At 39.4% G+C, this 21,142-nt stretch carries 20 protein-coding genes; all 20 read right to left on the bottom strand.

The window, feature by feature from the left end; genetic code table 11:
• Nucleotides 1–63 precede the first annotated feature (63 nt).
• The gene (locus tag AC3A54_RS05605; protein WP_487653664.1) at nt 64–1,695 is read right to left on the bottom strand and encodes an ABC transporter substrate-binding protein; all 1,632 of its coding nucleotides are present in this window, start codon (nt 1,693–1,695) and stop codon (nt 64–66) included.
• Between the two features lie 88 nt (nt 1,696–1,783).
• Entirely contained in the window at nt 1,784–2,602 is an 819-nt protein-coding gene (gene nikC / locus AC3A54_RS05600; protein ID WP_487653663.1) for a nickel transporter permease, read from the bottom strand.
• Nucleotides 2,603–2,616: 14 nt separating this feature from the next.
• The gene (locus AC3A54_RS05595; protein WP_487653662.1) at nt 2,617–3,630 is read right to left on the bottom strand and encodes an ABC transporter permease; all 1,014 of its coding nucleotides are present in this window, start codon (nt 3,628–3,630) and stop codon (nt 2,617–2,619) included.
• A gap of 20 nt (nt 3,631–3,650) precedes the next feature.
• On the bottom strand, nt 3,651–4,646 hold the full coding sequence (locus AC3A54_RS05590; protein ID WP_487653661.1) for an ABC transporter ATP-binding protein: 996 nt from the start codon (nt 4,644–4,646) through the stop codon (nt 3,651–3,653).
• A complete protein-coding gene (locus AC3A54_RS05585) occupies nt 4,600–5,616 on the bottom strand; it encodes an ABC transporter ATP-binding protein (protein WP_487653660.1) in 1,017 nt (338 codons plus the stop codon). The genes AC3A54_RS05590 and AC3A54_RS05585 overlap by 47 nt, the downstream gene beginning before the upstream one ends.
• 14 nt (nt 5,617–5,630) lie before the next feature.
• Nucleotides 5,631–6,290 carry a GntR family transcriptional regulator gene (locus tag AC3A54_RS05580; protein ID WP_487653659.1) on the bottom strand — a complete coding sequence of 220 codons (660 nt, stop codon included), beginning with the start codon at nt 6,288–6,290 and terminating at the stop codon, nt 5,631–5,633.
• The gene (locus tag AC3A54_RS05575) at nt 6,274–7,323 is read right to left on the bottom strand and encodes a ketopantoate reductase family protein (protein WP_487653658.1); all 1,050 of its coding nucleotides are present in this window, start codon (nt 7,321–7,323) and stop codon (nt 6,274–6,276) included. Before AC3A54_RS05575 ends, AC3A54_RS05580 begins: the two co-directional genes overlap by 17 nt.
• Before the next feature lie 10 nt (nt 7,324–7,333).
• On the bottom strand, nt 7,334–8,149 hold the full coding sequence (locus tag AC3A54_RS05570) for an SDR family NAD(P)-dependent oxidoreductase (RefSeq protein ID WP_487653657.1): 816 nt from the start codon (nt 8,147–8,149) through the stop codon (nt 7,334–7,336).
• A 256-nt stretch (nt 8,150–8,405) separates the two neighbouring features.
• Nucleotides 8,406–8,726: a ribonuclease E inhibitor RraB gene (locus tag AC3A54_RS05565; protein WP_487653656.1), complete on the bottom strand. Its 321-nt coding sequence runs from the start codon at nt 8,724–8,726 to the stop codon at nt 8,406–8,408.
• A 161-nt stretch (nt 8,727–8,887) separates the two neighbouring features.
• The gene (locus AC3A54_RS05560; protein ID WP_487653655.1) at nt 8,888–10,072 is read right to left on the bottom strand and encodes a M24 family metallopeptidase; all 1,185 of its coding nucleotides are present in this window, start codon (nt 10,070–10,072) and stop codon (nt 8,888–8,890) included.
• Nucleotides 10,073–10,088: 16 nt separating this feature from the next.
• Nucleotides 10,089–11,069 carry an ABC transporter ATP-binding protein gene (locus tag AC3A54_RS05555; RefSeq protein ID WP_487653787.1) on the bottom strand — a complete coding sequence of 327 codons (981 nt, stop codon included), beginning with the start codon at nt 11,067–11,069 and terminating at the stop codon, nt 10,089–10,091.
• On the bottom strand, nt 11,059–12,069 hold the full coding sequence (locus tag AC3A54_RS05550) for an ABC transporter ATP-binding protein (protein WP_487653654.1): 1,011 nt from the start codon (nt 12,067–12,069) through the stop codon (nt 11,059–11,061). The genes AC3A54_RS05555 and AC3A54_RS05550 overlap by 11 nt, the downstream gene beginning before the upstream one ends.
• A gap of 13 nt (nt 12,070–12,082) precedes the next feature.
• Complete coding sequence (locus AC3A54_RS05545; RefSeq protein ID WP_487653653.1) at nt 12,083–13,402, bottom strand: aspartate aminotransferase family protein; 1,320 nt, start codon at nt 13,400–13,402, stop codon at nt 12,083–12,085.
• 11 nt (nt 13,403–13,413) lie between these two features.
• Nucleotides 13,414–14,613 (bottom strand): hypothetical protein, encoded by a 1,200-nt coding sequence (locus AC3A54_RS05540; RefSeq protein WP_487653652.1) that lies wholly within the window; start codon nt 14,611–14,613, stop codon nt 13,414–13,416.
• Between the two features lies 1 nt (nt 14,614).
• A complete protein-coding gene (locus tag AC3A54_RS05535; protein WP_487653651.1) occupies nt 14,615–15,553 on the bottom strand; it encodes a succinylglutamate desuccinylase/aspartoacylase family protein in 939 nt (312 codons plus the stop codon).
• 17 nt (nt 15,554–15,570) lie between these two features.
• The gene (gene nikC, locus AC3A54_RS05530) at nt 15,571–16,473 is read right to left on the bottom strand and encodes a nickel transporter permease (RefSeq protein ID WP_487653650.1); all 903 of its coding nucleotides are present in this window, start codon (nt 16,471–16,473) and stop codon (nt 15,571–15,573) included.
• 11 nt (nt 16,474–16,484) lie between these two features.
• Complete coding sequence (locus AC3A54_RS05525) at nt 16,485–17,468, bottom strand: ABC transporter permease (protein WP_487653649.1); 984 nt, start codon at nt 17,466–17,468, stop codon at nt 16,485–16,487.
• A 64-nt stretch (nt 17,469–17,532) separates the two neighbouring features.
• Nucleotides 17,533–19,134 carry an ABC transporter substrate-binding protein gene (locus AC3A54_RS05520; RefSeq protein ID WP_487653648.1) on the bottom strand — a complete coding sequence of 534 codons (1,602 nt, stop codon included), beginning with the start codon at nt 19,132–19,134 and terminating at the stop codon, nt 17,533–17,535.
• A 39-nt stretch (nt 19,135–19,173) separates the two neighbouring features.
• Nucleotides 19,174–20,271 carry a M24 family metallopeptidase gene (locus AC3A54_RS05515; RefSeq protein WP_487653647.1) on the bottom strand — a complete coding sequence of 366 codons (1,098 nt, stop codon included), beginning with the start codon at nt 20,269–20,271 and terminating at the stop codon, nt 19,174–19,176.
• A gap of 219 nt (nt 20,272–20,490) precedes the next feature.
• Nucleotides 20,491–20,823, bottom strand: a complete 333-nt coding sequence (locus AC3A54_RS05510) for a DUF3870 domain-containing protein (RefSeq protein WP_487653646.1) — start codon at nt 20,821–20,823, stop codon at nt 20,491–20,493.
• Nucleotides 20,824–21,142 lie beyond the last annotated feature (319 nt).

Genomic DNA, 21,142 nt, shown 5'->3' with positions numbered 1-21,142 from the left:
CCTCATACCTCGATTGAATAGAGCGACCGCTCTAGGAAAAATCAACGGTCGCTCTACTAAATGTTATTCCTTCGTCATTTTCTGGAAAGGCACATACCAAGTGTTCATTGGGTTAATCTCATATCCTTTAACCCATGTTCTCTTTGCCGCTTGCACAAGTCGCTGAGCCGGGAAAATATAAGGGACTTCTTCAGACATAATCTTTTGGACTTCTTTATAGATTTCCTCACGACGTCCTTCATCCACTGTTTTTCTACCTTCTACAAGTAAATCGTCCACTTTTTTGTTATCATAGTAAGCTAAGTTAAAGCCAGGACCTTTACTAGAGGAATGAGCAAAGTACCAGAGATTGTAATCAGGATCAGCATAGTCTGGTGTCCAGGCAGCAAGTGATAACTGATGCCCACCACTCGTTACTGTTTCAAGGAATGTCGGCCATGCCAATGTTTTAATTTTTAGATTAATTCCGATTTTTTTGAAATCAGATTGAAGCATGACGGCAATGTTTTTGCGGACTTCATTGTTCTCAGAGATAAGGATTTCAAGATCGAATCCTTTTTCTAAGCCTGCTTCTTTCAATAATGCTTTTGCTTTTTCAAGATCAAAATCATACATCGTTTGATCCGGATTATATCCGAACATCCCCTCTGGAATAATTCCACCAATTCGCTTACCTGCACCTAAAAGGATATCGTTATTAACTGAATCATAGTTGACCGCATGCGCTAATGCTTGACGAACCTTTACATTATCAAGTGGCTTTTTCTCCATATTAATGGCAATGTCATCAATTTGATAACCTGGAGATTTTACAATTTCAATACCATCTGTGCCTTCCATTTGTTTCATGACATCTGGAGAAAGCATCGTATCGTCAATCTGGTCAATTTCACCTTTCTCTAGCATTAAACGGGCAGTTGAAGGTTCGTTGACAATTTTGATGTTGACTGTCTTTAACTTAGGAGCTTCGCCCCAATAACTATCATTTGCCTTCAGGACAAGAACTTGACCACGGTTCCAGCTATCAAGAACAAACGGTCCTGAACCCATGTCTTTGTCCGCTAAGTACGTTTGTCCAAGGTCATCCCCATTATGCTCGGCCAGCTTAGGGTTGACGATATTGGCATAAACCGTTCCTAGTGTCTTAATGAATGGAGCAAATGGTTTATCTAATTTGATTTTAATCGTATGGTCGTCCACAATTTCAAAGCTGTCTTTATTGATGACTCCATCAAACTGTCCAGCGGCTGATTTACCTACTTCCATCGCACGTGTAAAGGAATATTTAACCGCTTCGGCTGTGACTGGTGTTCCATCATGGAATTTTGCTTCTTTATTTAAATAGAAGGTATACGTTAAGCCGTCATCAGAAATATCCCATTTCTCGGCTAATTGTGGTTTGACTTCGGTGTCGGTTCCATCGTACGTAACTAGACGGTCATAAAGCATGTATGTTACACGAAAAGAAGTATTGGCTGCTGTGCCATGCGGGTCAAGGTGAGGAATATCTTGGTTGGTAGCAAAGTTAAAGACATCAGGGTTTCCAGAACCTTGTGATTTTGCAGGGGTTTCTGTACTCCCTTTTTCTGTTTCTTTTGTTGTTGTCTCCTGGTTGTACTTATTGCAGCCAGTTAACGCAAGCAAAAGGATAAGGCCAAGTGTGACCACTTTTAATAAGAACCTATTCTTTGTCATTTGTTTCCCCCCAATTTTGATATTACGGTAATTTTTCACTAATTATTGAAATCAGGTGTAAAAATCACCCCCTTCAATGGCTTTAAACTTACCTGTTTTTAGGATCGAGCAAATCTCTTAACCCGTCACCTAAAAGGTTGAATCCAAGGACTGTTAACAGGATTGCTAACCCAGGGAATGTGGCTGCCCACCAAGCGTCTCGGAGAATCTCCCTGCTAGAAGAAAGCATCGCTCCCCATTCTGGTGAAGGCGGTTGAGCCCCAAGACCAATAAAACTCAAGCCCGCCGCCGCTAAAATAACGAATCCAAGATCAAGACTTGCCTGAATACTTGCAGGGGCTATTGAATTAGGGATGATATCCTTGAATAGGATCCGAATTGGATTGGCCCCAATGGCCCGAGCAGATTCTACGAATTCAGAACTCTTAATTGATAAAACAGATGAACGGACAATCCTTGTATACCAAGGCCACCAGGTGATTGCCAAAGCTAAGAGTACGTTTTCAATTGACGGTCCGAGAGCCGCTGCAATGGACATCGATAAAATAATGCCAGGGAATGAAAGGAAAATATCAGTAATCCGCATAATCACCTGGTCCACCATTCCTCCAACATAGCCGGCAATCGCACCCAGTACTGTTCCAATTGGGAAAGCAATGACAACTACGAGTAAACCAATCTTCAGTGAAATTCGGGTCCCAAAAATAATTCTGCTTAAAATATCCCTCCCCACTTCATCCGTCCCAAACCAATGCTCCGAGCTTGGAGGGAGCAATTTTTGACCGAGGTTTACTTCCAGTGGGTCTTTTGGAGCAATCCATGGTGCAAAAATCGCAAGAATTATAATGGCTGCCACAAGGAAAAGTCCAAGCATTGTTAAAGGGCTAAGTAAAACCCGTCTAACCATATGCGTTGCCTCCTTTAATCGTAATTGAGTCGAGGGTCGACCACTTGGTAGAGAATATCAATAATTAAGTTGACGATAATAAAGAGAACTGCGATTAAGATGGTCACGGCCATAACCGCAGGAAAGTCTAGATAAGTAATGGCATTAACTGCATATTTACCGAGACCCGGCCATGAAAAGACGGACTCCACCAGTACACTTCCTCCTAAAGAATGTCCAAATGTCATTCCAAGAAGTGTCATGATTGGCATCATCCCATTCCGAAGTGCATGGCCGTAAAGGACTCGTTTCTCCGATCCTCCCTTGGCAAAGGCGGTCCGAATATAATCGCTTTTTAACACTTCAAGCATGGAAGATCTTGTCATTCTGGTTAGCATTCCAATGGTAACCGCTGCTTGGGTGATACCCGGAAGGATTAAATGAATCAGTGCAGAAGAGAATACCGTCCAATTTCCTGTTATTAATGCATCTATCGTGTACATTCCAGTGATCGTTTCCGGCGGTGCCAACCCTGTATCTAACCGGCCGGAACCAGGAAGAACGCCAAGCTGCAGATAGAAGAATAGTAGAAAAATGATACCTAACCAGAAGGCAGGCATGGCCACTCCCACTAATGCCATCACCCGGGCAAATTGATCTGCCAGCTTATCCTTTTTACTCGCGCTAATCACACCCAGTGGGATACCAATCAGAATAGTAATAAACATCGAGAAAAGAGTTAACTCAAGAGTAGCCGGGAAATATTGTTTAATATCCTTCATTACAGGCTGGTGTGAGTAGTTACTGTTCCCCAATTCCCCACTCAGCAGGTCTTTCATGTAGTGTCCGTACTGAACATAAATAGGATCATTCAACCCCATTTTTTCACGAAGCTCATCAATTACTTTTGCATCAGCATAAGGCCCTGCAGCCAATCTAGCCGGATCACCAGGTATCGTATTAGAGATAAAGAAAGTCAACAAGCTTATACCAATCAGGATTGGAATCATCAGTAATATTCTTTTTACTATATAGCGGAGTGCATCCACCTATGTCGCCTCCCTTAGGGTTATGAAATAATAGACTGTTTTTTCTCACTCTGTCCTGGATGCACATGGATACAAGCTGCCAAATGCCCCATTGCTTTTTCCCTTAGTTCAGGAACTTCCACTTTACATTCAGGTGTAGCAACTGGACAACGAGTATGGAATGGACAGCCGCTCGGAGGATTGATTGGACTCGGCAAATCTCCCTGTAAAATAATTCTCTCTCTTTTTTGAGTAGGGTCGGGAAGCGGAACAGCTGTTAAGAGAGCCTTGGTATAGGGGTGTAGTGGGTTCCTGTATAGCTCATCTACCTCTGCGATTTCCACAATCTTACCTAAATACATCACGGCCACTCGGTCGGAAATGTGTTGTACCACAGATAAGTCATGAGAAATAAACATATAACTAAGATTGAGTTCCTTTTGCAGGTCAACCATCAGATTCAATACTTGAGATTGAACGCTAACATCCAAGGCAGATACGGGTTCATCCGCAATGATGAGCTTTGGACTCAGGGTAAGGGCCCGGGCAATTCCAATTCGTTGACGTTGTCCCCCTGAAAACTCATGTGGATAATTGTCCAATTGATCTTTACGGATACCTATTTTATCAATCAAACCCTCAATGATGTTCGTCCGCTCTTGCCTGTTCCTCTTCCCATGGACAATTAACGGCGTCTCAAGAATAGTCCGAACGGTACTTCGTGGATTGAGTGAGGCATAAGGATCTTGAAAGACAATTTGCATATCTTTTCGTAATGCTTTCATTTCCTTTCTGGGAAGATGAGTAATGTTCCGTCCACCGAAAATAATTTCTCCAGAGGTCGGTTTTAGTAACTGAAGAATTGTTCGACCAAGGCTGGACTTACCACATCCCGATTCCCCAACAATCCCTAAGGTTTCTCCTTGTTCGATTTGGAAGCTGACTCCATCAACCGCTTTTACTGTTTTCTTTTCACCAAGAAAGCCTTTTTTAATAGTGAAGTGCTGTTTTAATTCCTTTACTTCCAGCAGTGCCATTTTGTTCCCCCCTTTTCTCATCATATAACCAACAAGCAGTTGCATGATTTTCTCCTACGCTCTGGATAGGAGGGACTGCCCCTTTGCAAATATCCATGGCGGAACTACATCGGTCATAAAAGCGGCAGCCTTTTGGCATTTTATCAGGCGAAGGCACCATTCCAGGAATGGAACCAAGAAGTTCCTTTCTTACGCCCAACTTTGGAATCGACTCCAACAGCCCTTTTGTGTAAGGATGCTTTGGGTTAAGAAATAACTCTTTAACATCTGCTTCTTCTATTATTTTACCGGCATACATTACGATTACTCGATCGCACACCTCTGCCACTACACCCAAATCATGCGTGATCATGATAATGCCCATGTCATTAACTTTCTTTAGGTGGTTCATCAATTCAAGAATTTGTGCTTGAACCGTCACATCCAATGCCGTTGTGGGTTCATCGCAGACAAGCAGGCTAGGGTTACAGGCCATGGCGATGGCAATCATAATTCTTTGCCTCATTCCACCGGATAACTGATGTGGAAATTCCATTGCCAGCTCTTCGGCCCTTGGAAGTCCTACTTCTTTTAATAGCTGAATGACCCGCTCTTTTCGCTGTTGTTTCGTTAGTTTGGTGTGGAGTACGAGCGTTTCTTCGATTTGTCTTCCAACTGTATGGAGTGGGTTTAACGATGTTAAAGGATCCTGAAAAATCATCGACATTTTATTGCCTCTTACTTTTTCCATCTCTCTTCTTGAAAATTTTGTTACTTCTTCATTGTTAAACTTAACGGAGCCCTTTAGTTTTGCTTTCTCCGGCAAAAGCTTCATAATCGACAATGCCGTCATACTTTTTCCGCAGCCTGATTCCCCAACAATTCCTACGGTTTCTCCCTTTTTAACCTGAAAGGATATTTGATCAAGTATTTTGACATATTTCCCGTCCCTCTTTAATTCAAGGGATACGTCGTTTAATTCTAGTAACATGAAAGACACCACCTTTAAATTGTCAGAAGACCTCTGGCATTCCCCAATTCCTTTAGGGCTAGTACATAGTGGTCTGAAAACTCCCTGCTCACTCTTTCAATATCCTTAGACTTTAGTGCATGTAACAGCTTCCTATGATTCTCAACAACCATTGCAGCCCGAACTGGTAGTTTACTAGCTACAGTTAAAAACATGGCTCCAACCTGCGTGTCGAGCTGTTCATGCATATGAATCAGCCTTTGATGTTTTGAAGCTCCAATGATTGTATGATGAAAACTAATATCGCATCTTGCTTCTCTTTCAAGATCATCATCCTGTAAAGCGTCTTCAAACTCCTCTAAGAGCTCTTCTAGTCTGCTGAACTCTCTTTCTGTTAAATGTGGTACAGCTAATTCGGCTGCTTTTGCTTCAAGTAATGCCCGGAGTGTATAAATCTCATAGGCATCTTGATAGGAAAGGGTCGTAACATAGGTCCCCTTATTGGTTTCATGTATAATTAGCCCTTCATTTTGTAGCATTCGGAGTGCCTCGCGTATGGGCCCTCTTGAAATATTGAGGCTGTCCGCGAGCTGGACTTGATTCACCTTTTCGCCTGGCTTCAGCGTTCCATTCAATATCATTTTTCTAATAATCTTTGCCACATGGTCCGAAAGATTCTCATGGTTTAGTAACATAATTCTCACCGCAATCATACATTTCTTTTAAACTATATAAATTTTTCCAATCCATTTGGATCGCACCGACTTCTAAGTCTTTAATCATACTTACTAACTGTGTGGTTAATGGCATGCTAACCCCGTGTCTTTCCCCTAGGTCTAAAATAGGGACTAGCTGTGAGTCAATTTCCGTCTTTCTTTTCCTTACCGCTAAATCCCTCCAGATACCACTTTTCGTTTTTTTATTCGACGCCATCCTCTCAGCCAGTTCTTCCAGCTGATGGTCTAGTGCTTCTTGGTCCCTTTCTCTTGGGTAGACGAAAGCAGGGACCCAATCATCGAAACTGATTGGTTTCACTCCTTCTATTTCTGCCACCTCAAGGATTTCAGAACATAATTCCATAAGCGTGTCTCTAAGATCCCGTTTCCTTACCACGGCTGCCATCGTTTCATCCACGAGTGCGGTGGCATATAATAAACCTGCATAGGACATTTTGCTCCATAGGTAGCCCCAGATATTATCTGTGGCTTCTGCCGGCCCCCAGCATTGTAAGGTCTTTACCAATTCCCGGATCCGCAGACTGATAGTTCCATCTAATTCACCAATGTAAAGGGCGGCTGTGCCACCATATAATATTCTTCCCGGTTCCAAGTAATCTGCAGAGAAATTAACAAAACAGCCAATTGTTTTTTCTTTTCCTATTAATCTAGCAATTACGTTTTCACATAAACCGTTTTGGAAAGAAACAACTTGTGTTTTGTCATTAATTAGAGGAAGGAATGGACGAAGTGCAATCTCGGTGTGCTGTGCTTTGACACATAAAAATACAGTTTCTAAAATTGGTTTACTTTGAACTAATTCTGTTGGAGTATAGGCTCTGCCCTCTACGGTAAAGGTTTCATCTGGTCCCTCTATCCTAAGACCTTTCTGGTTAATCGCGTTCACATGATCCTCATCAATGTCACAAAAAGTAACGTCATTACCATCTCTGACGAGGTATGCTCCCAGAACACCTCCAATTGCCCCTGCACCAATAATTGTGATATCCATGTTTAACCCCCTAAAATAGTTGTTGACCACCGTCTGCCGAAATGGTTTGTCCACTTACATAACTCGCAAAATCTGATGCAAAAAACAGAACAGGATGAGCGATATCCTCCGGCTCCCCTAACCGTTTAAGAGAGATCGATTTTACTAATGCTTTCTGTTGATCCTTTGTCATTGCTTCCCATTGTTTACGTGTAGAGGGGTTGGAAATAACGAATCCCGGGGCAACATTGTTTACTGTAATACAATAAGGACCAAGTTCTTGTGCCATTTGACGGGTAAACCCAATTTGACCGGCCTTAGCGCTTGCATAGGCCTGGATTCCGGTTAAGCTCGTACTGCGTCCTGCCCCGCTAGAAATGTTAATAATCCTTCCGTATTTTTGCTCTTTCATAAAAGGGGCTACCGCCTTTGTTGTGTAAAAAGCTGCATCTAAGTTTACTGCAAAAATTTTCCGCCATTCCTCTGGAGTAACCTCTTCAACAGGCTGGTGTACCTGGCCGCATACCCCACCAGCATTGTTGACTAGTATGTCAATTCTATTAAACTGGTTGATAATAAAGTGAATGAGTTCATTCACTTCCCCTTCGTCTGTAAGATCACATATGTATGTCTCAAACCTGTTTTGTTTTTTGTGATTTTCGATCAAGGACCCTAGTTCCTGTTTTACTTCTACAAGTTTTTCTTCAAGGATGTCTGTTCCAATAACGGTTGCTCCATGTTTGATAAATGCCTCACAAATCCCTTTCCCAATTCCATGTGCTGCCCCTGTTACCAACACTACTTTTCCTTCAAAAAGTGTAGACTGTAAACTGTTAACACTTTGCAACTAGACATCACTCCTATCCTTTATTTTCCTGTCGTTGTTTTTACTATAAAAGATTCGTGTCCTAAAGTCAAAGAGTTTTTTGAAAATTTATAATTTTCAATTTTAATATTTTTCTACAATATCTTTTTTTCAGTTTTTCTATAATTTGGTTCTTATACATACTCTTTTTGCCATTAAGCAATTTTCAAAAAAGCAAAGAAGGCGAACAGTGGCTGTCACTGTTCGCCTTTTTTACATACATCTATTCGCCTGTTCTCTAATCTACAAAAACGCCCCAACGATCGGAATAGCCACCATACGGTTTACTTAAATTATTTAATTCCATTTGGATTTTAATTAATTCATTATAATTTAATAGCATTCGTTTAGAGCAACAACATGCCCACTCTTCTGATTCGTCGTCTTGCTCTAAGAAACAATTGAAGCCTCCACCTTTTAGTACCTGCGATAATTTTTCACCTGTTGCTTGATCAGGCACGGCCACAAAAAATTCGACAGATTGTTGTTTTTTAAAATTTAATCCGTCTTTATATAGACTTCGTAAAGCATCTCCATCTGCATCATTCGGGAATTTCATTTGTGTTTCCTCCATATTCTAGTTCATTCAATGGTGTCATTATAATTCACTTTGCCTACTTTAGTAATACCTTACATGCAAATTACATAGGCATGAAGCTTTACAAAAATCCCCCTCAAAAAAATAGAGTCTTCCAAAAAGAAAGACTCTCACAACAATAATTAATAACAAATCATAGACTCTATGTCCCTAGGATAGTAAGTTAACATTTCCATTCCATTCTCTGAAACTAGAACGGTGTCTGAATGTCGGAATCCACCGACACCTTTGACGTAGATACCTGGTTCAACAGTAAATACCATACCTGGTTTCATAATAGTATGATCACCTAAATCAAAAAATGGTGATTCATGAAACAATAATCCAATTGCATGGCCTGTATGATGTCTTGTTAAGTGTGTAATGTTATTTTCTTTAAAATATCTTTGAACTGCTTCCTCAACATAGGATACTGGTTTACCTGGCTTTATATGTTGGAAAGCAACTTCTTGTGCTTCGTACATATATTGAAAATATTTTTCTTGCTCTTTACTCACGACTTCAACAAACATTGTTCTTTCTAATTCACTTTTATAACCCCAGATGCTCGCGGATGAGGCCGTTACCAGTGTATCTCCTGTTTTTAAGACTGCATTTTGTGTAACAGCATGTGGATAGGCGGACATTTCTCCAATTTGCCCTCGAAATAAGGCAAATGCTGTTTCACCATGCGGTTTATAATCGGGACCTAATGTTTCAATCATGGCCAAGGTTGATTCTGTGCTAGCTCGGCTCGTTATTTCAAGTTCACTAAGTCCTGGCTTGGAATATTTCTGTAATAGTCGATGGGCAAGATTTCCCCATCGACAAGATTCATTGATTAGTTCTATTTCCTCTTCAGACTTAATGGCTCTTAACTCAGGAACCAAATCCTTGATGGATTGAAATTCCTTTACTTCTAACAACTGGTCTACTGTAGGACCACGGTATCCTGCTGGTGAACCATAGCCGAGACTATCTACCCCAACTCTTTTCCCTTGAAATCCCGCTAGTATTAATTCATCCTTAAAATACTCCATCGGATGCTTGATTCCAGGATATTCAGGATAGGAATGAACATATCGAATTTCAATGGAGAAATCCTCTGCATGCTCTTCCTCTAAATAGGGTACAAAAAGATGTGCTTGCTTCTTAGGGTCAAAAAATAAGGCAATGGGCCGTTCTGTGGGATGGAAATGAAAACCTGTTAAATAAAAGATATCAATGGGGCTAAAAAGAATGGCACAGTCTAGTTCTTGTTGTTGAAGCTTTTGCGAAAACCTTTCCTGCCTATTAAGAATTTCCTTCTTAGAAATAGATAATCTCATTGTGACCCCCTATGTCTTATTGATATAAATGACAGGCAACAAACTGTCCTGGTTCTTTTTCATTTAAGGCCGGTGTTTCAACTTTACATATATCCATACAGCTAGGACATCTAGTGTGAAAGGCACAACCCTTTGGCGGATTCGCCGGACTAGGAACATCCCCTTTTAACACGATTCTTTCCCTCTTTTGCGCTGCATTTACTTCTGGTGCAGCAGAAATTAAAGCAAGTGTATAAGGATGGAGCGGGTTTGAAAATAACTGGTCTTTAGTTGCCAATTCTACTATTTTACCAAGATACATCACGGCCACTCGATCAGATATATGTTCACAAACCGATAAATCATGGGTAATGAACATGTACGTTAAATTATATTGGTCTTGAAGGTCTTGCATGAGATTGATTACCTGTGCTTGAACGGAAATATCAAGCGCAGAAACAGGTTCATCCGCAATGATTAGCTTTGGATTTAACACTAATGCACGTGCAATTCCGATTCTTTGGCGCTGCCCACCACTAAATTCGTGCGGATGTCGTTTAGCATAGCTATGGTCTAACCCTACTTTATTTAATAATTCAGCGACTTTTTCATTTCTTTCACTTTTAGTTCCCATTTGATACACCCTCATCGGCTCTAATAATGTTCTTTCAACCGTCCACCTAGGATTAAGGGAGGCATAAGGGTCTTGAAATACCATTTGAATATTTCTTCTTGTGGCTCGCATTTCTTCTTTGGAGATGGAGGTTAAATCCTTCCCTTCCAATTTAATTCGCCCATCGGTAACTTCAAGTAAACGGATAATTAACCTGGCAATCGTTGATTTTCCGCAGCCACTTTCGCCAACAATTCCAAGTGTTTCTCCCTTACGTACTTGAAGTGAAACCCCGTCAACTGCTTTTACGGCGCCTACTTGTTTTGAAAACACGCCTTTTTTGATCGGAAAGTACTTCTTTACATTTTCTATTTCCAAAATATATTCATCTTGCTTATCTTGCAGTTCCGATAAGGCCATTAGTATCCTTCTCCTCCCCTTTTGATGCAAGCCAGCAAGCAGATTCATGCAATTTATTTACCTCCGTTAAAGGTGGCATGTTGTTATGACATTCACTCATGACATAAGGACAACGGTCAGCAAACCTGCATCCATTCCCCCAGTTCATTGGTGCCGGCACCTGACCTGGAATAAAATTTAGCCTTTTTGCTTCCTGACCTTTTTTAGGCAAAGACTCCAATAAGCCTTTTGTATACGGATGAGAAGGGTTGCTTAATACTTCCTTTACCAGACCTGTCTCCACAATTTTACCTGCATACATGACCACAAGGCGGTCACACACTTCCGACACCACTCCAAGATCATGGGTGATGAGGATCATCGACATCCCTTTTTTACCTTGAAGCTCCTTCATAAGCTCCAGTATTTGAGCCTGAATCGTCACATCTAGTGCTGTTGTTGGCTCATCGGCAATAATTAATTTCGGATCGCAAGCCATCGCCATGGCAATCATCACACGTTGTCTCATACCTCCTGATAATTGATGCGGATAACTATCATAAATTTCGTCTGCTCGTGGAATTCCGACTTGTTTTAATAAATCCACTACTTTCTCTTTTCGTTCTTTCCCTTTTAATTTTTTATGAATTTTTAGTGATTCACCGATTTGATCCCCTACACTATAAACAGGATTGAGTGATGTCATTGGCTCTTGAAAAATCATACTCATTTCACTGCCGCGAAGATTTCTCATTTCCTTTTTTGAAAGATCGAAGAGATTGACTCCGTTAAAATCTATTCTATCACCAGATACCTTTCCCGGCGATTTGACAAGTCCCATAATGGAAAGGGAGGTCACACTTTTCCCACAGCCAGATTCCCCGACAATTCCTAGTGTTTCCCCTCTCGCTACCTGAAAAGAGATTCCATCCACAGCGTTAAAGGAAGATTTTCTTGATGAAAAGGTCGTTTTTAAGTTTTTGACTTCTAGAATGTTCGACTGCACGAATCATTCCCCCTTATGAACCTGCTTTAATACCAGCTGTTTGCTGAAGACTTACATCCATATATTCCACTAATTGTTGGATGACTTCATCCGTATGTGCCATTGAAATAGCATGATGAAGCAAATAATTTGGTGAACAGTAAATTCCATTTGAAGTAAATGCTTCAATAAATGTGGCATATTTTCCTTTATCGCTCTTTGTGGCACTTCTATAATCACTGATTTCTTCATCAGTGAAGTACCAATGGAAATGTCCGCCCCTACCCTGCATTTTTGCTTTTACTTCATATTGATCTGCTAATCTATCAAATTCTGAAATCAGCTTTTCTGTTCTCAATTGTAGAGTTTGAAATACTCGTCGTTCTTCATAAATCTCCATGAAAGCCAGTGACGCTGCTAAAGAAACTTGATGCCCATTATACGTCCCAACAAAAGAACACGTCCCCTTTCCTGGGGTTATTGTTTCAAAAATGGACGATTTTCCTGCTAAGGCGGCTAACATATACCCGTTGCTGATAGCCTTACCAAATGTAGCTAAATCAGGGGTTACTCCATAATGACCTTGTGCACCACCAGGTGAATCTCTAAATCCGGTTAAGAGTTCATCAAATACAAGAACAATATTTAATTGATCACAGAGTTTTCTTAGCCCCTGTAGGTATTCTTTTTTGGCTGGTACATAACCAATATCGATCATAGTTGGTTCAATAATTAATGCAGCAATCCGATGTTTATTTTCTGTAAGTAATTTTTCCGCCACTTCCAAGTCATTATAAGGAAGAACCAGCGTGCTTTTAACGACATCTTCTATCAATCCAGAGGCTCCGGGAAGTGAATTCGGTGCAGAACGATCACCTGCCTTTTGTAAATCAGGCCAGGTACTAACATAAACCGCATCATGCCAGCCGTTATACGCTCCTTCAATGACAGCAATATCCGGTTTTCCTGTATACGTCCTTGCCATCGCCATCGCATGCATGACAGCTTCTGTCCCTGTATTTGTATATCGAACCTGTTCTGCAGTTGGGACGAGAGAAAGGAACTTTTCAGCTGTTTTGATACTTAGTTCTGTTTCTACACCTGTCACAATACCAGAGGTACTATAATATTGCATTCGCTCGTTAAACTCTCGGTCGTTATGACCAAGAATAATTGCCCCATTCCCCATGATGCAGTCAATATAACGATTCCCATCCAGATCTGTTAAGTAAGCTCCTTCTGCCTTTTGAAAATAAATTGGATGTGGATTTCGATAACGAGAATTGGAATGAACTCCTGCAGGGATAGATTTTACAGCTCTTTCGAATAGTGCTCTTGATTTCGCGTGTTCCATTCTGTCACTTCCTATCTAAATTGTTTAACTGTATCTGCAGATAACATATTTTTATATAAAAATTCATAGAATGATGGTTTTGCTGAAGCAGTCAGCTTCCGATATACTTCTTGAACGGCCTCATTCCCTCTCCAATAGGAATAAATAAATGGGGCCCTTAAGCTATGTTTAAAGAACCGGAGTCTAGATTGAATCCAATTGTCGTCACCAAAAGCAAACTCCTGTAAAAAGGAAGCGACCTCTGCATCTGACTTATGTTCAGCATGAATCATGTGAGCGGCATTTAATCCAGCGATCGATTTTATTTCTTGATAGACTTGATAAATTTCATCATCAATGGTGGTAACCCAGTCAATGAAATGAATCCCATTATCACCTATCCCTTCAAAAATGGAACTACTTACCGTGTTTGTTATAACTAATGCAGTATCCAGAGGTAGGTCGCCGGATTGTACACCTAATTCCCTAATTCTCATATGGGTGGTGTGTCCTGGAAAGGACTCATGGGTAACTAAATGTTTTAATGCTGCATAGGTATAGGACAAATCCCCGTTAATATACATTTTCCCGCCAACATAATCGCAGTAAGCACTATAGGGAACCCCATACACAACTACTGGTGTCACCTCTACCTCTTCCATTTCTTTAAACATCTTTTGAACTACTCGTTCTTTTCCTTGTAAAAGTAAGTCTTTTAAAACCGTTTCAATCTGCTGTGAAGGAACATTTTGCTCTTGTTCCCATTTACTCACTTTTTCTGCCAACGAGCCCTTTAAGCCTTTTTTGATTAAAAGAGCATCTAGTCGTTGGTGGAGTTCATTTCTCTCAGAAATAGAAAAGGGATTTTCGTTTACATACAATAAATCTCTTACTTTTTCTCTAAAAGGTATTTCCTTCCCACTGCACCATTTCGCTAGTGTTAATAATGAACCAATTTGCTGCTGCATATAATTTCTTCTTACTTCCGATTGAATCGTTATATATTTATTTCTTAAATTCTCTAAGTCTGAAAGTAAATCATTCCAATTCTGGTAGGAATTTGGCGTTTCATTGGTCAAATTAATGGGTACTAGGCCTTCTTTATCCAGGGATGCTTCATTTCCTATTGAAGCGCTTTTTCGGTAAAACTGATCCATTCCTAAAACAATTTGTACATATTCCTGGGATAATTTGAGATCCAACGACTCAAAACCTGCCGTTTTCGTATTCATGTTAAATCTCCTCCGCTGTATCTAGGTTCCCTAACATAAATCCATAATCACCAGGGCTTACTTTATTAAATAGTCCTCTCGTTAAAATCACTAAATTCTTCTTAAAAGGTGCTCGAATGACTTCAAGTTCTTCAAAGGTTCTAGGGTTGTATGTACGTGCTAGCACCTGATTTCCCTCAATCACCGTTCCTACTGAGCTAAAGTCAAACTCCGGAACCATGATTCCGCCTTCTTTCGGACGAAGAATAGTAATTTCCGTCATAACCTTTTGTTCAGGGGGAGGAGTAACGGCACCAGGAATCATTTTTAACTTCCGCATAACATTAAAAATCCCTTCAACTCCTCGTTCAATATCTTTATCATAGTTAGGTCCGCCGCCTACCTCGACAGTAATGCTTGGAATTCCTTTTTCACCTGTATAGGTAGCTGTTGTTCCTTCATATGGATGAGCAGGACGATACAATACAGGGAAATTAAAAGCTCTTGATAGTTCTTCGTCATTTTGGATGTACACATAGTCCACGATTGGAGTAGCTCCACCTGCATGAAGATCAATGTATACTTCAATTTCATCTAGAAAGTTTTTAACCATGGAATGAGCCAGTTGTTCTGTTACCCACCCATTTTTATCTCCCGGAAACACACGATTTAAGTTGTTCATATCAAGGGGAGTATTTCGAGTCATGCTTTCAAAAGCAAGTGGATTGGAGACTGGAAGGAGCTTCACTACACCAGAAAGCTCCGACTCATCTAAACGGTTATAGACTCTTCTAATAATTTCTGCACCAATAATTTCATCCCCATGGACAAGGGCAGAAATCCCTAATACCGGACCTTCTTTAACCCCTCGAATGGTATGAATAGGTAATGATAATGGCGTTCCATTCGATAAATGTGTAACAACAACCTCTTTAAATTCACGTGTAGATGTAACTGTCATGATTTATTTCCTCCTTATTAATTCCTTTTTAGTTTCGAATCCGTTAAATCTCTAATCCCATCTCCTAGTAAATTAAAGCCCAAAACCGTAAACATAATCGCCAAACCTGGATAGATAGACAAATGGGGTGCTTCCCTAATAAATTTCATCCCAAATGCCAATGTCCAGCCCCAGCTGGATTCAGGTGGTTGAATACCTAACCCTAAAAAGCTAAGTGTAGCTTCAGATACAATGGCTGTTCCCAGTCCTAATGTGGCAACAACCACTATAGGTGCTAGACAATTGGGTAAGATATTATAGAAGATAATCCGAAAATCATTAGAACCAATCGTTTTTGCTGCCTGAATATATTCCTCTTCCTTAATGGCAAGAACATTCGCTCGGACTATCCTCGCGTAATTGGTCCAATACACAAATCCAAGAGCCAAAATAACATTTTCTATACCCGGTCCCAGCGCTGCCACAAGTGCTATCGCTAGAAGCAAAACAGGGAAGGATAAAACTATATCTACGATTCTCATAATAATGGTGTCAATCCATCCTCCGTAATATCCAGATATTAATCCCAGAGTTACGCCAATAAACATGGCTAATACAACTGATACTAACCCGACCTCAAGTGAGACTCTTGCTCCGTAAACAATCCTCGTAAACAAATCTCGGCCATATTGATCCGTTCCTAGTATGTGTCCGTCTTCCATTGGTTTTAAAAGACGATCACTCATCACCATTTCATAAGGGTCATGAGTAGATATGATTGGTGCAAAAATGGCACATATCACGACCATAAGAATGAAAATCCCGCCAATTAAAACTGATTTACTTTTTGTAATTAAATAAAATAATTCTTTCCACTGAAAACCCTTTTTGGGGTGAAATTTTGTATTATTCTCTGTTTTAACTTGATTAGATAGTTCCATCATCTCCCTCCTTACACTTGTTGGATTTTTGGATTGATAATGGCATAAAGAATATCAACAATTAAATTGATTATCGCGAAGATTAAGGCAATCATTAACACACAACCTTGAACAACTGGGAAATCCCTTTGACTGATAGCTGTAATCACTAAGCGACCAATTCCTGGCCAGGCAAAGACCGTCTCGGTGACAATCGCACCGCCAAGTAAATTTCCAAACTGAAGCCCTACGATTGTTACGACTGGAATTAATGCATTTCTAAATGCATGTTTGATAATCACAACAATTCCTCTTACCCCTTTTGCTTCTGCTGTTCGAATATAATCTTCCTTCAATACCTCCAGCATGGCAGAACGAACCATTCTGGTGATTAGTGCTGCACTCATGACACCCAGTGTGAACGCAGGCAATATTAAATGTTGAAAGCTATCAACAACATAGTAAAGGTTTCCGGTTTGTATTGTATGGCCGATAGCTTCAAATAAAGGCTCGCCTCTTCCAAATGAAGGAAGTACATTTAAATTCACTGAAAAGCCAATGATGAGTAATAGTCCCATCCAGAAAACAGGCATGGAAACTCCAAGTTGTGCAAAAAACATACTTACATAATCGAGCCATGAAAATTGTTTGACTGCTGAAATGATACCTAAAGGAATTGAAATGATTAATGCAATCACCATCGCAACAAGAGCGAGTTCAATGGTTGCCGGTAAATGCTTTGCAATTAAAGTAATAACCGGTGTATCTTGAAAAATGGATAATCCCAAGTCCCCTTGAACCAAGTTTCTAAGAAAAACCATTAATTGAATGTAAATTGGCTCGTTCAATCCCATGACCTCTCTTAATCGTTCAAGATCTTCCGGTGTGGCATCCTGGCCAAGCAGGGTTAAGGCAGGATCACCCGGAATTAGATGGAGAAGGAAAAAAACCAATATGGATATCCCTATTAATACTGGTATGAATTGTAGAAATCGTTTTATTATAAATGTTGCCATTTGATCACTCCTGACTTTAAAGGAAGAGGAGGCTATTCCTCCCCTATCCTCCATTCAGTCTTCATTAATTTGATACTTCTGTATCTTTTAATCCATAGAAACTTCCACTAGGATGAGCGTTAAATCCAGATACATTTTTGTTATACATAGCAATATATCCTTGATATAGTAGTACATCATACGCTACTTCTTCCGTTACAATTTTGGCTGCCTCTTGGTAAGTCTTAGTACGTTCATTTGCATCTAAAGCAGTTCTACCCTTTTCAATTAAACTATCAACTGTTGGATTACTATATTTACCGTAGTTACTTCCTCCGTTAGTGTGGAATGGATTATAGAAAGAACGGTCAGGGTCCACTAGATTTAGCCAGCCAACGAGAGCGATATCAAATTTACCTTCTGTTAAACTGGTGCTAAAAGTAGGCCATTCACTTGTTTTAACTTCTGTTTGAATGCCGTATTTGGTAAATTCATTTTGTAAAAATTCAACAGTTTGCATTCGGTTTGGATCTTCACTATGGGTTGATAAAGTGATTGATAATTTTTTACCGTCTTTATCTAGGATTTTATCTCCATCTGTATCCTGCCATCCGGCTTCTTTAAATAATGCAGCTGCCTTGTCAGGATCATAAGAGAATCCCGAAATTGAATCATCATATGCCCAAGATGCTGGAATGAGTGGCGATTTTCCTGGTTTATCCATTCCTTGATAAATATCTTTTGAAATGACTTCCTTATTTACCAAGTGTGCAATAGCTTGACGAACTTTTAAATCTGAGAGGATAGGATTTTTTTGATTAAAGTTTAAATAAGTAAATCCTAGTCCTTCCATTTCTTTCACTTCAAATTTATCATTTCCCTTTATCCTTTTAATATCTTGCGGTGATAGTGGTGAATGTACTAAATCAATGTCTCCTGATTCCAAGGATGCAACTCGTGTTGAGTTGTCAGGAATAATAAAGTAAGTTACCTTTTTGGTCTTTGGTTTTCCATTCCAATAATTTTCATTTGCTTCAAATGCAATTTTGCTGTTTTTATCCCATTTCACCATTTTGTAAGGACCAGTACCAACTGGAGTGTTTGATAGGGAATTATCATTCTTTTCACCGATATGTTTCGGAACGATACCAATATCCATGTAACTTAATAGTGGTGCAGAGGGTTCTTTTAAAGTAAATTTCACTTGGTGCTCATTTACGACTTCGACTGATTGAATTGGAGCATAGAGAGATGCATATGGTGCTTTGAAGTTTGGATCGATGAGGCTGTCATAGGTATACTTAACGTCTTCGGCTGTGAATGGTTCTCCATCATGGAAGGTTACACCCTCTCTGAGTGTGAAAATCCATGTTTTCGGATCTGGATTTTCCCACTTTGTTGCAAGGGCAGGTTCAGCCTCTAAATTAGCTGAAAGTTGAATAAGTCCATCATATACCAGTTCTGATACCCTTTTAGCCGAAGTATCTTTGGAAAGACGCGGATCCATAGTACCTGCATCTACATCAAGACCTACCTTTATCTCATCTCGTTTAGTTACAGCATCTCCCTTATCAGACTTGCCTGAGCTGGAATTACTTGTTGGTTTGTCGTAGGAGCAAGCTGATAGAATCACAGAGAAAATGACAGCAATAACAAATAAAAAAGATAACCTATTCTTCTGTTTCATATTATTTCTCCCCTTTTGATTGTTTAATAGTTCCATCCTTTACACACCTACAAAATCTAAATACTGCACCTCCTTACTGCACTGATTGAGAACTTCACTTCCATGATCGGTAACAGCCACTATATCTTCAATCCGAATACCATATTGGTCCGGAACATATAATCCTGGTTCAATACTAAACACCATACCTGGTTTGATGACGTCATGGTTCTTTTGATGTATAGATACACCCTCATGCAGTTCTAATCCAATTCCATGACCTGTTCGATGTAAAAACAAATGCTCGTACCCCCATTTAGCAAAAGAACGTCTAACGAATAAGTCAATTTCTGAAAATGCAACTCCTGGTTTTACCATTTCAATTGCCTGCATTTGTGTTTCCTTTATAATTTGATATAAATCTTCATATTGTTGATTCTTTTTACCTAAATAAAAGGTCCTCGTAATATCGGAACAATAATGGTTGAACAGTCCCCCCATATCAATCAAAATAGGTTGATCGATCTGACATGTTTGATCTGAAATCGTATGGTGAGGATTTGCTGAATTCTTCCCGAATCCTATAATTGGTTTAAATGATAGTTCATTTACTCCATGTTCTGCGAAAAAACTTGCAATCGTACCTGCCACTTCTCTTTCTGTTGCAGGAAGATACTGAAGTTGAATAATTTGATACATAACTGCATCAGCGATTCTTGCAGATTGTCTAAGAATATCAATTTCATCTTCGTCTTTAATTTCTCTTAACTTTTCAACTACCATACTTTTTTCTATTCTTATGGCTGGTAGTGCTTTTAATAAATCAATGAGATAGGAACATAACCAATTCTGATCAATTCCGAGTCTTTCATTATTTGTAAAGTTTTCAGCTAAAACTAGTAAGGGGTTCATTTCGTCACTGTAGTAGACGATTTCAAGTTCATCTGATATTGGAACCTGATCGGAAAACATTTGGTGTATGAATAATTTAACTTTTTTCCCCGGTGATACTAGTAGAACTGTCATTCTTTCACCGGTATCTATGTTTGCACCCAAAAGATACTTTAGGTTATAAATTGAAGATACAACTAAGTGATCGAACTGATGGTCTTCAGTAAGCTTTATACATTTCAACATCCTTGCATTATATGCATCCATTAATATTCACTCCTTTTTATAAAAAATAAAAGACCAAGCCATGTCGAAATACACCTTTGGGAAAGGTATGGTTTCGAACAGCTTGGTCTTAAAATTCTTGGGTATGAATAGGGGACGCCTATCCACTGAACTTTAGGCACGCTGAATTTTACTTTTTATTGAATACTTAATATATTCTAATTATACTGAAAATTATATTTAAATCAATACTTTTTTATTTTATTTTTCTAGTTTCAATGATTTATAAATAGAAAATTGATTATATGCATCTCGCATAGCAGAAATAATTGCTTTTTTTCCTAAGCCAAAATACCTTTGTTCAAACTTTTCAATCGGTTCCTCTATTCCCTTTTTTAAATCATGACCAGTCAAAATACTTTTAATAAAATCGGTACACATATTGGTGACAAATGTGCATGATGCATTTACTATACAATCATTATTTGGATCGATTTCAAATCCCACCCCCATTACCCCATAGAGATTCTTAGCAGCCATCCCATCAGGCAATCGAGAATACCCAGTACAAATAATTGTTTCACTAGTCAACATTCAAAAGTACCCCCTTCTACCTAAATAGTAAAAATATTTTGTATATTTATAATAAAATCATCATACCAAATAATTCGTTTCAATCCAATAATAATACTAAAAAGAGATGACCTATTGTATCCTATTATCCTACTAATTAAACCAATCCCCGAGTATAGTGTTATCCGCACCAATCAATCAAAATTGGCTGAAATATGAAGATAAAATTATGTAAAAAAAATTGCAAACCGTGATTGTCACAGTTCGCAATTTTTACATTCATATATTTGTTATTTTCGTAACAAAAACCAATCCTCTGATCTCTAATAAACAAGAACGC

The organism is Neobacillus sp. Soil_C_43 (assembly GCF_057656715.1).
The sequence above is the reverse complement of the archived record's forward strand: the minus strand, read 5'-3'. Positions and strand labels throughout refer to the sequence as shown.

What these genes read in the sequence shown, in the direction of transcription:
- AC3A54_RS05605 (WP_487653664.1), bottom strand. Translation starts at nt 1,695, where the DNA reads ATGACAAAGAATAGGTTCTTATTAAAAGTGGTCACACTTGGCCTTATC.
- nikC (WP_487653663.1), bottom strand. Translation starts at nt 2,602, where the DNA reads ATGGTTAGACGGGTTTTACTTAGCCCTTTAACAATGCTTGGACTTTTC.
- AC3A54_RS05590 (WP_487653661.1), bottom strand. Translation starts at nt 4,646, where the DNA reads ATGGCACTGCTGGAAGTAAAGGAATTAAAACAGCACTTCACTATTAAA.
- AC3A54_RS05585 (WP_487653660.1), bottom strand. Translation starts at nt 5,616, where the DNA reads ATGTTACTAGAATTAAACGACGTATCCCTTGAATTAAAGAGGGACGGG.
- AC3A54_RS05580 (WP_487653659.1), bottom strand. Translation starts at nt 6,290, where the DNA reads ATGTTACTAAACCATGAGAATCTTTCGGACCATGTGGCAAAGATTATT.
- AC3A54_RS05575 (WP_487653658.1), bottom strand. Translation starts at nt 7,323, where the DNA reads ATGGATATCACAATTATTGGTGCAGGGGCAATTGGAGGTGTTCTGGGA.
- AC3A54_RS05565 (WP_487653656.1), bottom strand. Translation starts at nt 8,726, where the DNA reads ATGAAATTCCCGAATGATGCAGATGGAGATGCTTTACGAAGTCTATAT.
- AC3A54_RS05560 (WP_487653655.1), bottom strand. Translation starts at nt 10,072, where the DNA reads ATGAGATTATCTATTTCTAAGAAGGAAATTCTTAATAGGCAGGAAAGG.
- AC3A54_RS05545 (WP_487653653.1), bottom strand. Translation starts at nt 13,402, where the DNA reads ATGGAACACGCGAAATCAAGAGCACTATTCGAAAGAGCTGTAAAATCT.
- AC3A54_RS05540 (WP_487653652.1), bottom strand. Translation starts at nt 14,613, where the DNA reads ATGAATACGAAAACGGCAGGTTTTGAGTCGTTGGATCTCAAATTATCC.
- AC3A54_RS05535 (WP_487653651.1), bottom strand. Translation starts at nt 15,553, where the DNA reads ATGACAGTTACATCTACACGTGAATTTAAAGAGGTTGTTGTTACACAT.
- nikC (WP_487653650.1), bottom strand. Translation starts at nt 16,473, where the DNA reads ATGGAACTATCTAATCAAGTTAAAACAGAGAATAATACAAAATTTCAC.
- AC3A54_RS05525 (WP_487653649.1), bottom strand. Translation starts at nt 17,468, where the DNA reads ATGGCAACATTTATAATAAAACGATTTCTACAATTCATACCAGTATTA.
- AC3A54_RS05520 (WP_487653648.1), bottom strand. Translation starts at nt 19,134, where the DNA reads ATGAAACAGAAGAATAGGTTATCTTTTTTATTTGTTATTGCTGTCATT.
- AC3A54_RS05515 (WP_487653647.1), bottom strand. Translation starts at nt 20,271, where the DNA reads ATGGATGCATATAATGCAAGGATGTTGAAATGTATAAAGCTTACTGAA.
- AC3A54_RS05510 (WP_487653646.1), bottom strand. Translation starts at nt 20,823, where the DNA reads ATGTTGACTAGTGAAACAATTATTTGTACTGGGTATTCTCGATTGCCT.